Source organism: Cohnella thermotolerans DSM 17683, from assembly GCF_000429825.1.
In the GTDB taxonomy this organism is placed as follows: domain Bacteria; phylum Bacillota; class Bacilli; order Paenibacillales; family Paenibacillaceae; genus Cohnella; species Cohnella thermotolerans.
On record NZ_AUCP01000069.1, the window covers coordinates 19,055 to 31,464 of the forward strand.

The 12,410-nt window shown below is 64.4% G+C and carries 11 protein-coding genes and 1 pseudogene; 11 read left to right on the forward strand and 1 reads right to left on the reverse strand.

The features are described 5' to 3' along the window. The first annotated feature begins 14 nt into the window (after window positions 1–14). From G485_RS0113675 to G485_RS28435, 11 genes are all read left to right on the forward strand, one after another. Window positions 15–1,337 (forward strand): amidohydrolase family protein, encoded by a 1,323-nt coding sequence (locus G485_RS0113675; RefSeq protein WP_027093019.1) that lies wholly within the window; start codon window positions 15–17, stop codon window positions 1,335–1,337. Window positions 1,338–1,359: 22 nt separating this feature from the next. Then, window positions 1,360–2,460, forward strand: coding sequence for a histidinol-phosphate transaminase (hisC, locus tag G485_RS0113680; protein WP_027093020.1), 1,101 nt, complete (start codon window positions 1,360–1,362; stop codon window positions 2,458–2,460). A 277-nt stretch (window positions 2,461–2,737) separates the two neighbouring features. After that, window positions 2,738–3,871: a glycerol dehydrogenase gene (locus G485_RS26470; RefSeq protein ID WP_051318270.1), complete on the forward strand. Its 1,134-nt coding sequence runs from the start codon at window positions 2,738–2,740 to the stop codon at window positions 3,869–3,871. 23 nt (window positions 3,872–3,894) lie between these two features. Continuing rightward, window positions 3,895–5,412 carry a xylulokinase gene (locus G485_RS0113690; RefSeq protein WP_169732323.1) on the forward strand — a complete coding sequence of 506 codons (1,518 nt, stop codon included), beginning with the start codon at window positions 3,895–3,897 and terminating at the stop codon, window positions 5,410–5,412. A gap of 20 nt (window positions 5,413–5,432) precedes the next feature. After that, the gene (locus tag G485_RS26475; RefSeq protein ID WP_051318271.1) at window positions 5,433–6,545 is read left to right on the forward strand and encodes a 2-hydroxyacid dehydrogenase; all 1,113 of its coding nucleotides are present in this window, start codon (window positions 5,433–5,435) and stop codon (window positions 6,543–6,545) included. Between the two features lie 19 nt (window positions 6,546–6,564). Then, window positions 6,565–8,121, forward strand: coding sequence for a hypothetical protein (locus G485_RS0113700; protein ID WP_027093022.1), 1,557 nt, complete (start codon window positions 6,565–6,567; stop codon window positions 8,119–8,121). Between the two features lie 18 nt (window positions 8,122–8,139). Further along, window positions 8,140–8,982 carry a histidinol-phosphatase HisJ gene (gene hisJ / locus G485_RS26480; protein ID WP_051318272.1) on the forward strand — a complete coding sequence of 281 codons (843 nt, stop codon included), beginning with the start codon at window positions 8,140–8,142 and terminating at the stop codon, window positions 8,980–8,982. Beyond that, complete coding sequence (locus G485_RS0113710) at window positions 8,972–9,265, forward strand: hypothetical protein (protein WP_027093023.1); 294 nt, start codon at window positions 8,972–8,974, stop codon at window positions 9,263–9,265. Before hisJ ends, G485_RS0113710 begins: the two co-directional genes overlap by 11 nt. Window positions 9,266–9,415: 150 nt before the next feature. Next, window positions 9,416–10,015, forward strand: a complete 600-nt coding sequence (hisB, locus tag G485_RS0113715) for an imidazoleglycerol-phosphate dehydratase HisB (RefSeq protein WP_027093024.1) — start codon at window positions 9,416–9,418, stop codon at window positions 10,013–10,015. Between the two features lie 32 nt (window positions 10,016–10,047). Continuing rightward, complete coding sequence (locus G485_RS26485; RefSeq protein ID WP_051318273.1) at window positions 10,048–11,028, forward strand: C-terminal binding protein; 981 nt, start codon at window positions 10,048–10,050, stop codon at window positions 11,026–11,028. An 18-nt stretch (window positions 11,029–11,046) separates the two neighbouring features. Further along, on the forward strand, window positions 11,047–11,679 hold the full coding sequence (locus tag G485_RS28435) for a HutD/Ves family protein (RefSeq protein WP_051318274.1): 633 nt from the start codon (window positions 11,047–11,049) through the stop codon (window positions 11,677–11,679). Between the two features lie 63 nt (window positions 11,680–11,742). On the opposite strand, the pseudogene G485_RS26495 reads toward G485_RS28435, so the two are convergent. Next, window positions 11,743–12,321 (reverse strand): annotated as a pseudogene (locus G485_RS26495) (glycine betaine ABC transporter substrate-binding protein); the annotation flags it as partial. Between the last annotated feature and the right edge of the window lie 89 nt (window positions 12,322–12,410).

Below are 12,410 nucleotides of genomic sequence, written 5' to 3' on the forward strand. Positions count from 1 at the left end.
AGGAACCGAAGAAGATGCAGAAGCTTTATACGGCCGATTATGTGTATATCAACGGCGAATTCCGCAAGGAAGGCGCGCTGCTGGTGGAGGGGGGCGTCATCAAGGCGTCGGGGGACTTCGCCGACCTGTCGGCGCTTTATCCCGATGCGGATCTCGTTCGCTGGGAAGGCCAGGCGATCGTGCCGGGAACGGTGAACGCCCACAACCACTCGTTCCAGAGCCTGCTGCGCGGCATCGCCATCGACAAGCCGTTCCTGGAATGGCGGGATCAGGCGCTCTACAAATACACGCCGCTGCTGGACGAAGAAGCGATTTACACCGGCGCGCTGCTGGCGTTCGGCGAGATGCTTCGCTACGGCGTGACGACGGTCTGCGACTTTTTCTACGTGCATAACGGCGGAACCGCCTGCGATGAAGCCGTCATCCGCGCGGCGAACGATCTGGGCATCCGGCTCGTGCTCGCCCGGACGATGTACGATTGGGACGGCGCGCCGATCGCCTACCGCGAGTTGATTCCGGACGCGGTCGAACGGACCCGGGCCCTTGCGAAGAAATACCAGGGCAACCCGATGGTCGCGATCCATCCGGCGCCGCACAGCCCGCACGCGGCTTCCCCGGAAATGATCCAGGCGGGGCATAGGCTCGCTCAGGAGCTGGATACGCCTTACCACATCCACGTGGCGGAGGAGATGTTCGAGGTCGAGGAAATATTGCGCGATTACGGCAAGCGGCCGATTCACTACCTGGATTCGCTCGGCGTGCTCGACGAGCGGATGATCGCCATTCACCTCGTCTGGCTGGACGATTCCGAGATCGAGCTGGCCGGAAGCCGCCGCGCCTCGCTCGCGTATTGTCCTTCTAGCAACATGTTCCTCGCGGACGGCATTACGCGCATTCCGGACCTCGTGAAGGCGGGCGTCACCGTATCGCTCGGAACGGACGGAGCCTGCAGCAACAACCGGATCAGCGTGTACGAGGAGATGCGCATGGTCGCCATGCTGCAGAAGGTCGCCCGGCTGGACGGCACCTGCGTGACGGCGAAGCAAGCGTACCGGATGGGGACGGAGAATGGCGGCAAAGCGCTCCGGTTGCCGGTCGGCACGCTCGACGTCGGCCAATACGCCGATTTCGCCGCAATCGACGTCCACGATTTGTCGCTGGCGCCGCGGAACGAGCTTTTCGCCAACATGGTTTACGCCATGCAGCCTTCCGCCGTCAAGCGCGTCGTCGTAGGCGGCCGCGAGGTGTATGGGAACAACGATATTTTGACTGTGTCCGAACGTAGCATCGGCGATCGTGTCGACGCGTTGTTCGAACGTTTGTCCAAGCACGTATAACCGCACAGGAGGCGTACCGAACATGACGAACCCGACTTTATGGCGTCAAGAAGTGACCAAGCTGGAAGCGTACGTTCCGGGCAAATCGATCGAGGAAGTGAAAAAGCAGTACGGCTTGAGCGAAATTACGCGGCTCGCGTCGAACGAGAATCCGTACGGCCCGTCGCCCAAAGCGATCGCCGCGATGAACGCGGCGGCGGCCGACAGCCATCTGTACCCCGAGCCGACGAGCGCGGAGCTGCGCTCCAAGCTGGGAGAGCTCTACGGCGTGGACCCGTCCCAAATTCTCGTTTCGAACGGCGCGGACAACGTGCTGATGCTGATCGGACAAGCTTATGTGAACCCGGGCGACGAGGTCGTATATTGCGTGCCGACGTTCTCGGTCTATCGCACCTCGACGGTTGTCATGGGAGGCGTTCCGGTCGAAATTCCGTTGACCGCCGACTACAAGTTCAACTTGGAGGCGATGCTCGCCGCCGTCACGGACAAGACGAAGCTTCTGTACGTCTGCAACCCGAACAATCCGACGGGCACGATCGTCGAGTCCGCGGAGCTGGAGGCTTTTCTGAAAAAGGTGCCGCCCCATGTCGTCGTCGTGCTGGACGAAGCGTACGGCGAGTTCATCGACGTCGAAGGGTACAAGACGGGAGCCGAATACGTTCGCGAGGGCTATCCGGTCATCTCCGTCCATACGTTCTCGAAGCTGTACGGCCTGGCCGCCTTGCGGGTCGGCTATGCGATTGCGACGCCGGAGGTGTTGGCGCCGGTGCTGGCGGTGCGCGAGCCGTTCCCGGTCAGCCGGATGGCGAACAGTGCGGCTTTGGCGAGCTTGGACGACGTCGAGTACCGCGATTTCATTTTGTCGACGAACCGGGAAGGACTTCGCTATCTGGGCAACGAATTAGGTCGAATGGGCGTTGGCGTCACCCCGTCTTATTCCAACTTCCTGTTCGCGGATCTGCACAGGGACGCCGCGCCGGTCGTGGAGGCGCTGCTTCGCGCGGGCTACATCGTCCGGCCTTGCAAGGCGTGGGGCTATCCGGAGCATATCCGGATCACGGTCGGCAGCCCGGAGCAGAACCGCGGCTTCGTCGCCGCGCTGGAGCGCATTCTGGGCGCCTGAGAGCGCGGCTCGAAGCGGAGCCTGGGAGGATTTGGCGGGTTTGGCGCGACGGGCTGAATGCGGCTGGATTGGCGGCGGGGCTGTAAGAGAGATTTTCGGCTCTACAGCTCCGCGCGGGGCTAGATCGGTGGCTGTAAGGGTGATTTTTGACTTTTAGTACCGGGACGGGTTGGGAGCTTGCAATATCGATTTTCGATAGTGCAGCGGTTAGCAACGAGTGGATGGAAGCGGCAGTTGGATAGTTGAGTCAAATGAGTTAGTCGGGAGGAAAGAGTCCATGTCCCGCTCGGATTCGGAAAGCGGCAGAACGACGGCGATCATCATGCCGATGCAGTACAGGCAGGGCCCGGGCGTGATCCGCGAGCTGCCGGAGGCCGTCGCCCGGTTCGGCGAACGGGCTCAAGCGCTCGTCGTCGCGACCTCGGGCGGCTTGGAGCGCCTGGGCGAGCCTTTGCTCGCGGACTGGCGAGCGAAGGGAATGCGCGCGCGCTTCGCCGAATTCGGAGGCGAATGCTCCGAAGCGGAGATCGGCCGCCTCCGCACCGAAGCCGAGAGCTGCCGCGCAAGCGTCATCGTCGGCATCGGCGGAGGCAAGCTGCTGGACGCGGCCAAATCGGCCGCTTACAGGCTAGAGCTGCCGGTGATCATCGCGCCGACGATCGCCTCCAGCGACGCGCCCTGCTCGGCGCTGTCGGTCATTTACGACGAGCAAGGCCGGGTGGCGAAGCTGGAGACGCACCCACACAACCCCGACGTCGTGCTCGTCGATACGGAAGTGATTTTGCAAGCCCCGCTGCGCTACTTGGCGGCGGGCATGGGCGACGCGCTCGCGACCGCGCCGGAAGCGCTGGCCTGCCTGCGCGGCGGAGGCCGCACGATTCTGGGAGCGTACCCGACCCGGCTCGGAACGGCGGCTGCCGAGCTGTGCGGCCGCATTCTCGAGGCGGACGGCGTTCAAGCGTACGCCGACGCCGGACGCGGCGAACGGACGGAGGCGTTCGAGCGCGTCGTCGAAGCGAACACGCTGCTGAGCGGCATCGGCTTCGAGAGCGGCGGGCTCGCCGCCGCGCATTCGCTGCACGACGGGCTGACGGAGCTGCCCGAATGCCATCATTTGCTGCACGGCGAGAAGGTCGGCTTCTGCACCGCCGTTCAGGCGACGCTTCTCGGCGAGCCGGACGAGACCGCGAGATTTCTGACGTTCTGCCGGCAGATCGGTCTGCCCGCAACGCTTGCCGAAGCGGGACTCCGGCAGACCGGCGCCGAGCTCCGCGGCAAGCTGCTTGTCGCGGCCGAGCGGGCGCTGGCGCCGGAAGAGACGATTCATCAGATCGGAAGGACGTTTACGGCTGCCGAGATCGCCGACGCCTTCGAGGAGACGGACCGGATCGCCCGCCGATTGTTCGCATGACCGAAGCGGGAGAGGAGGAGGCCATGACCGGACAAATCATCGTCGTAGACGCAAGCACAAGCGCGGTCAAAAGCTACCTGTACGAATTGCAGAGCGGCTCCGTCCTCGGCAGCGCTCAGATCGACGTGCCGGCGGAAGTGCCGGAGCCGGGTGCGGCGGAAGTCGACGCCGGCCTTTGGTGGGACGGCCTGTGCCGGACGGTAAGGGAACTGACGGCCCGCACAGATACGGCGTCCATCGAAGCCGTCGCGATTACGAGCCAGCAAATATCGTGCGTCTTTCTCGACGGGGAAGGCCGTCCGGTCGCGCCGGCTTATTTATGGATGGACACCCGCTGCACCGAAGAGATCGAGCGGCTGAAGCTGAGGTGCGATACGGAAGGACTCGGCACGGACTGGATTTTCCGGACGACGGGCATCCCCCCATCCGACAGCTGGGGGCTCGCGAAGCTGCTCTGGTTTCGCGCCCGCGATCCCGAGGCGTACGGGCGCATACGCCGCGTCGCTTCGGCGGACGCCTTTTTGCTTGAGAAATTAAGCGGACGGTTCGTCTCCGACGAGACGAACGCCTGCTTTTTCCATATGGACATCCGTACCCGACAGCCTGCCGACGGGCTGCTTCGCTACTTGCGCATCGATCCGGCGCTGTTCCCGGACATCGTGCCGCCCGGAACCGCGATCGGCTCGGTGACGCCGGAAGCGGCTCTCGCCTGCGGGCTGCCGGCCGGCTTGCCCGTCGTCGCCGCGGCGTCGGACCAGCCGTGCGCGCTGCTCGGCATGGGCGCCGTCCGTCCCGGCGAGGCGGTCGTCAACCTCGGCACCGGCACGTTCGTCATGACGCCGCTCGCCGATCCCGTCGTCGACGCCCGGATGATGACCAACATCGGTGCGGCGCCGGGCTCGTGGCTGATGATGGGCACGCATTACCTGACCGGCGGGGCGATGAGCTGGCTGCGAAGCCTGCTGTCGGCGCGCGGCGAACCGATCGGCTTCGCCGCGCTTAGCGAGCTTGCGGGCGCGACGAAGCCCGGCGCGGACGGCCTCGTTTTCCTTCCCGGCCTGAGCGGCACGGGAACGCCGCGCTGGGACCCGGAGGCGCGCGGGCTGTTCGCCGGCCTCGGCCTGGGCCATACCGCCGGCCATCTGGTCCGGGCGGTCATGGAAAGCACCGGCTACGGCGTTCGCGGCATTCTGGAGACGTTCGGGGAGATCGGCGTCTCGTTCGACCGGCTCATCCTCTCGGGCGGACCGGCGTCGTCGGACGTGTGGCGGCAATCGCTCGCCGACATCGTCCAGCGCCCGCTGACGCAGACCGGGACGCGGGAAGCGACGCCGCTCGGCGCGGCCATGCTGGCGGCGGTTGCCGTCGGCCGCTTCGGCGGCCCGGCGGAAGCTGTCCGTGCCTGGCAGGGCGAAGCGCAAATTGTCGCTCCGAGACCGGAGCTACGGGAGCTTTACGACCGGATGTACGCGCAATACAGCGCATGGACGGAAGCGGAAGCTTCCGTACGCCGACTGACGCGAAGGGATAAGACCGAATAGCGGAAAGGCAGTGAAGCCTCATGGACAAAAAACCGAAGCTCGTCGTGGCCGGCGACGCGCTGCTGACGCCCGAATTTCTCGCGGACAGCTTCGAGCCCTTCGTTCGGGCGGGGTGGGAAGTCGCCGCGTTCCGGTTCGGACCGCCCTCGCTGCACGAATTGGACGAACAGCTGCTTCTGCTGGAGCGGGAAGGCCCCGACGCGCTGCCGATTCCCGAAGGTTTGGAGCCGCTGATGGCGGGCGCCGATCTGCTTGTCGTGCATATTTGCCCCGTCAGCGCCGAACTGCTCCGGCGCAATCCGCAGCTGCTTGCGGTCGGGGTGCTGCGCGGCGGCTACGAGAACGTCGACGCCGCGGCGGCGCGGACGCTCGGCATTCCGGTCGTCCATACGCTCGGCCGGACGTCCGAAGCCGTCTCCGACTTCGCCGTCGGGCTCATGCTGGCGGAGACGCGCAACATCGCCCGCTGCCACGCGGGCATCCGCGCAGGCGAGTGGCCGAAGGAATTTCCGAATACCGGCCGAATCCCGGAGATGCGGGAGCTGACGGTCGGCATCGCCGGCTTCGGCGAGATCGGCCGGCTCGTCGCGCGGAAGCTGTCGGGCTTCCGCTGCCGCGTGCTCGCCTTCGACCCTTACGTGCCGGAAGAGGCGATCGTACGCGGCGGGGCGGAGCCGGCGGATTGGCCGGCGCTGCTCGCCGAGAGCGACATTCTGACGCTTCATTCCCGCCATTCCGCCGGCCATCCGCCGCTGGTCGGCGCCGCGGAACTGGCAAAAATGAAACCGGGCGCCTATCTGATCAACACGGCCCGGGCGGGGCTGATCGAGATGGACGCCCTGGCCGAGGCGCTTCGGCAAGGGAAGCTGGCCGGAGCGGCGCTCGACGTTTTCGACCAAGAGCCGCTCGGTCCGGACCATCCGCTGCTCGGACTGGACAACGTCACGCTGACGAGCCACATCGCCTTCGACACGGAGGCGTTCTACAAGCGCTCGCCGATCCTGTGGCGGGAAGGCATGGACCGGCTGCTCGAGGGGACGGACAAACGCGTCTGGATCAACCCGGACGAAGCGGCGAACGGGCGGATCGCCAAGCTCGGCGAGCTGTGGCGGCGGGCGGCGGCCCGCGCCTAGAACAGAAGGAGGAGGAAGCGTGTCGGACTTCAAAAAGGTGGCGATCCTGGGCAGCAGCGGCGGGAACCTCTTCCATTCGGGAGGAGGCGATCCCGCCCGGTTATTGAGCGAAATCGCCGTCCAATGCGAGGCCGCCGGCATCGCCGTGGAAGCGGCGCAGTTCATCGCGGCGCAAGGCTCCATGGATCAGAGAGGCTCCTCCGTACCCGCCGTCCTGTACGAATGGGATAGCGGCTCCCGGACGTTCGTGCGCGGCATGGCGGGCGGCTTGGACGAAGTGAACCGGGAAGCGGCCCGCGCGGACGCCGTCATCGCCCGCGCGATCGAAGAGGGGCGCATCGACGGCCTTATTCTGATGAGCTGCGATCCGCTCGGCGCGAACCGGCAGGCCGTCGCCGCCGCCGCCGCTCGCAAGCTCCCGATCGTCGGGACGGGCGGTACGTCGATGGGAACGGTCAAGTCGCTCGGCGCGAACGTCGTCGCCTTGTCCGGCACGACCGGCACGACGAACCTGACCCGCGCCGTCTCGTTCGCGCTGGCGCTCAGCCGGCACTGGAAGCTGCCGTACCGGATGGCGGGCGCGAAGCGGTGGCGCGAGGCGAAGGTTAGCGGCGTCATGACGTCGTCGATTCCGGCCTTCATGGCCGTCCTGCTGCTCCTGTCGCTCGCCAAGCTTCCGGCGCTCTCCGCGCTGCACGAAGCCGCCGCGATCGCGGCCGCGCTGCCCGCCGTCATTCTCTCCGTCTTCGCGGCGCGGCAGTTGTCCGATCTCGGCGAAGCGACGCTCATCGCGGGCGCCGTCGCCGGGCTGCTCGCCGCGCAAGGAGGCGTCATCGGCGCCGTCCTCGCCGGTCTGGCCGCGGGCTGGCTCGTGCCTCGAATATTCACTCTCAGCGCGCAGCTTCAATTTCCCGCGACGTCGGTCCATATCGCCACGGCCGTCTTTTCCGGGCTCGCTCCCGGACTTCTCATGCTTTATGCGTTCGGTTCCTGGACGGCGGCGGCGGGCGACGCGATCCGGCAAGCGCTCGAATGGACGATCGGGCTTGAGCCGGCGCTCGTCGGGCTGGCTTTCGGCCTATGCATGTGGCCGCTCATTTTGAAAGGCTGGTATCATACCGTCGTGCTGCCGCTCATTCTGCTCGAAATGGAGAAGTACGGCAACAGCTTTGTCGGGGCGCTCGATATGGCCGGGCTCGTCATGGCGTCCGCCGGCATTTTGCTGGCCCAGATCGCGCTTCCGCTCCGGCCCGCCGACCGGAGCGCCTCGGGCAAGCCGTTCTGGCTGAACGTCGGCTTCGGCACGTTTATCGAAGCTTCGTACGTCTACATGCGCCGCAGCAAGTTTGTCTATGGCGGAGCGATCGCCGCTTCGGGCGCCGCCGGGGCCGTGATCGGAACGCTCCACCTGAAGTCCACCGCCTACGTTCCTTTTTACTTCGCGCTGCTCTTCAGCAACGACGCCTTCGGATTCGCGCTCGCCATGTTGACAGCGCTGGCGATTGCGTTTACCGTAGGAACGTGCGCCAATTGGGCGGGAAAAAGGAAGGAAGCGGGAAGCGGAGCTTCCGACTAACGGCAGGGAGGGAACGACATGACGATCAAATGGGACGGGCATACCCATACCCGTTTTTGCTATCACGGCAACGACGCGGAAATGACCGAATACGTCGACCGGGCCATCGCGCTGGGCTTCGAGCGCTATTCGGCGACGGAGCATCCGCCGCTGCCGGACCGCTGGGTGCCGGACGAGCCGCTCATGGCCGAGCTGGCCATGCCGAAGGACGAGCTTCCGGCGTATATCGAATACGCGCTAGACATGAAAAAGCGCTACGAAAGCCGGATCGAGCTGACGGTCGGCTTGGAAATGGACTATTTGCAGGGCAACGAGGCGTTCTCGAACGAGCTGATGAAGCCGTATCTGGACGTGCTCGAGGACGCGGTCGTCTCCGTTCATTTCCTGCCGGGGGAAGGCGGCATGTACTGCATCGACTACACCGCCGACGATTTCCGGCGGAATCTGCTCTCCGCTTACGGGACGATGGACAGCGTGGCGGAGGCGTATTTCGATCACATCGAACAGTCGATCGCCTGGGCGTCCAAGCTGCCGATGCGCAAGCGGATCGGGCATCCGCTGCTCATCACGAAATTCCGCCGCGAGCTTCCGCCGATCGACGAAGCGCTCATCCGGCGCCGGCTCGACCGGATCGTCGGCCTGCTCGCGCAATCGGGCGTCGGCGTCGACGCCAACATGGCCGGGCTTCGCGTTCCGACGTGCGGACAACCTTATGTAACCGAGCGGTTCATCCGCCAATGCTTGGCTGAGGGCGTCGAAGTCGTGTACGGCTCCGATTCGCACAAGCCGGAGCAGGTGGGACTCGGCTACGAACGGTTCGAAGCGATGCTGGCGGGGAGCGAGCCGGACGATGCTGAATGAAGCGGAACGGAGGCTGCTGGATGCGATCGACGAGGCGGAGCTGACCGGCCTGCTCGTCCGGCTCGTCCGCGCGAACAGCGAGAACCCGACGGGCGACGAGCGGGCCGTTGCCGCCGTTATAGCCGAGGAGCTCGAAGCCGCCGGCATTCCGGCGGTGCTGTTCGGACCGGGCTCGCTGGACGTCGCCCACGCCCCGAACGAATACGTGCCGCTTGCGGAGACGGTTGCGGCCGCCAAAGCGTTCGCGCTATGGGCGTACCGGTACACGACCGCCAGGCGCTAGTTCTATTTTCAACAATAGAAGTATTAGAGAAGCTCATTTAGCCATTAGATCGTTTAGAAGAAAGCTTTTCAGGGAAGCCCGCGGCCGGCGGGTCCTTTGAAGCTTTCTTTTTTTGTTTTCCATACCGCCAAACGCGAGGAGAGAAGCCGAATGAACGATACGGGAACGCGCAAAGCTTCCATTGCCCGCAAAACGGGCGAGACGGACGTCCGGGTAACGTTCGCGCTGGACGGCGCCGGGGCGTGCGAGCTGCAGACAGGCGTGCCTTTTCTGGATCATATGCTTCATTTGTTCGCCGTGCACGGCCGATTCGATTTGCAGGTTCATGCTGTGGGAGATACGCATATCGACGACCACCATACGGTCGAGGATATCGCGATCGCGCTGGGCGGCTGTCTGAAGGAAGCGCTGGGAGACAAGCGGGGCATCCGCCGTTACGGCAACGCCTTCGTGCCGATGGACGAGACGCTCGCGCAGGTCGTCATCGACGTCAGCAACCGGCCGCATCTGGAATATCGCGCCGATTACCCTTCGAAGGAGACGGGGCGTTTTCAGACGGAGCTTGTGCACGAATTTCTGTGGAAGCTGGCGCTCGAAGGCCGGATTACGCTGCATGCGATTGTCCATTACGGGGCGAACACCCATCACATGATCGAAGCGGTGTTCAAGGCGCTCGGCAGGGCGCTCAACGAGGCGACGAGTCTCGAGCCCGGCCGCACGGACGTGCCGTCATCCAAAGGGCTGCTGTAAAACCAAACGATAACTGAGGAGGCCGATTGACGATGTTGAACGGGAAAAAGCTGGTATGGATACTGGACGACGAATGGACCGATCACTCGGTGGAAAAAGCGATTTACGCGCAGCACGGGTTTGAAGTGAAGGTGACGACAAGCGAGACGCTGGACGGGGATACGCCCTTGTACGCCCCTTATGCGGACGGGGTCGTCGCGCAGGTCGGCTTCCCTTGCGGGGCCGAGCTGATCGCCAAGCTGGACGCCTGCAAGTCGATCGCCATCTCCGGCGTCGGCTTCAACCACGTCGACCTCGAGGCGGCGACGCGCAAAGGCATCTTCGTCGCGAACGTGCCCGATTATTGCATGGAAGAGGTGTCCGACCACGCGGTCGCGCTCATGCTGGCGTTGTCCAAGCGGCTCATGGCCTTCCATGAGCAGGTTCGGGCCGGCGGCTGGGACCCTCTCGACACGCTGCCGATATACCGGTTCAAAGACCGTACCGTCGGATTGCTCGGCTTCGGGCGCATCGCGCGCAAGGTGGCCGAGAAGCTGAAGGGCTTCGGCGTCCGTCTCGTCGCCCACGACGAATACGTGCCGCCGGACGTGTTCGCCTCCTACGGCGTCGCTCCCTTGTCGTTCGAAGAACTGCTGAAGCAATCGGACATCCTGAGCTTGCACGTGCCGCTGACGCCGGAGACGACGGAGCTGCTCACGTACGACCGGATGAAAACGATGCCCCGGGGCGCGATTCTGATCAATACGTGCCGGGGCGGCGTCATTCGCGAAGCGGATTTGCGACGGCTGCTCGACGAAGGCCATTTGGCGGGCGCGGGGCTCGACGTGCTGACGGAAGAGCCGCCGAAGCCGGGCCATCCGCTGATCGGCTTGCCGCAAACGCTCGTGACGCCGCATTCTTCCTACGTCTCCGTGGAATCGGTGCGCGAACTGAAGGAACGAACGTGTCAAATCGTCATCGACGCGGCGGAGGGCAAGACGCTTGCGTATTCGCTGAACAAGCCGGCGGTGTGAACGAAGGAGGCGAAGCGGATGAGCCGGATCGAATGGGAATTCCTCGGCAAGGAACGGCGACGCATCAGCCGATGGCCGGGAGGGACGACGGCGGAGATCGCCATCCATCCCGCAACCGCACAATACGCGGCGCGCAATTTCGCCTGGCGGATCAGCACGGCGACCGTCGAAGCGGAAACGAGCGAGTTTACGCCGCTTGCAGGCTTCAGCCGCATCTTGATGGTGCTCGAGGGAGAGCTCGCTCTCCATCACGAAGGGCACGGCTCTTGCCGGCTGAAGCCCTACGAGTCCGCCGCCTTTGAAGGCGGATGGCGGACGACGAGCGAGGGAACGGCGAGAGATTTGAATTTGATCTGCGCGGATCGCCTCCGGGCGCAAATGAACGTCATTACCGTAGCGGAGAGAAGCGCGTCGGCCATAGCCGTCGGCGGATCGGCGTTCGCGAACGGCGAGCAGTGGGTGCACCGGGTATGGTATGCGGCCGAAGGTTCGGCCTTCGTTCGCGATAACCGGGGGGACCTGTTGTGCCGGCTGGAGGCCGGAGACGCGCTGCTCGAGACAGGGCACCGGAGCCAAGGCGAGGAGTATTGGCTGCTGGAAAATGCGGGACCGGGTCTCGTCCGTGTCGTCGAATCGGTCGTCTGCGAATAACTGCAAACTCCCGGCATCGTCCGTTGGCGACGGGCCGGGAGTTTGCTTTTTCACCGATTCTCCTTACTTCAAATCCTCGATCGATCGGACATTCATATAAGCAGGCACGACGAGCCCGAGCTTCGTGCCGGACAGGTTCGGGCCGAGATCGTCGATCTGGTTTTTGTACTTGTCGTAATAATCCTTGGACGTCGTCGGCAGCCAGGCGGCGACCATCGCGTCGGCGTCGCCGCCGGCGATGCCGGCCCACATCGGGCCGATCTCCACCTGCAGCATGTCCGCTTTGTAGCCGAGCTTGTTCTCCAGGACGGAGCGGACGACGTTGGTGCTGGCGATCTCCGAGTCCCAGGCGACGTAAGCCAGCTTGATCCGCTGACCGGGGGCGGGGGCGATGCCCTGAGTCCATTGCCCGACGACGTCCGGGTGGGACTGCACCCACTTGTCGGCCGCCGCCGCAGGCTCCATGCCGTCCACGATCGAGTTCATCACCTCTTCCATGTCCGACGGCTTCCAGAAGAACCGGTCCAGAAATTGATAAGCCGAAGGCTGGTCGGCTTTCAAGCCTTTGCGCACGATCGTATGAATCTCTTCGCTGCCGCCGAACGACCGCTTCGGATCGTCCAGATACTTCAGATCGTATTTAGGGCTTGCTGAACGAACAAAAAATCCTTATTCCACAAGGGATTTGAGCTACTTTTGTCGAATTTATCTGCAAGGAAAACATAGAAAAT

Coding starts and splice junctions, on each gene's coding strand:
- G485_RS0113675 (WP_027093019.1), top strand. CDS start 15: ATGCAGAAGCTTTATACGGCCGATTATGTGTATATCAACGGCGAATTC.
- hisC (WP_027093020.1), top strand. CDS start 1,360: ATGACGAACCCGACTTTATGGCGTCAAGAAGTGACCAAGCTGGAAGCG.
- G485_RS26470 (WP_051318270.1), top strand. CDS start 2,738: ATGTCCCGCTCGGATTCGGAAAGCGGCAGAACGACGGCGATCATCATG.
- G485_RS0113690 (WP_169732323.1), top strand. CDS start 3,895: ATGACCGGACAAATCATCGTCGTAGACGCAAGCACAAGCGCGGTCAAA.
- G485_RS26475 (WP_051318271.1), top strand. CDS start 5,433: ATGGACAAAAAACCGAAGCTCGTCGTGGCCGGCGACGCGCTGCTGACG.
- hisJ (WP_051318272.1), top strand. CDS start 8,140: ATGACGATCAAATGGGACGGGCATACCCATACCCGTTTTTGCTATCAC.
- G485_RS0113710 (WP_027093023.1), top strand. CDS start 8,972: ATGCTGAATGAAGCGGAACGGAGGCTGCTGGATGCGATCGACGAGGCG.
- hisB (WP_027093024.1), top strand. CDS start 9,416: ATGAACGATACGGGAACGCGCAAAGCTTCCATTGCCCGCAAAACGGGC.
- G485_RS26485 (WP_051318273.1), top strand. CDS start 10,048: ATGTTGAACGGGAAAAAGCTGGTATGGATACTGGACGACGAATGGACC.
- G485_RS28435 (WP_051318274.1), top strand. CDS start 11,047: ATGAGCCGGATCGAATGGGAATTCCTCGGCAAGGAACGGCGACGCATC.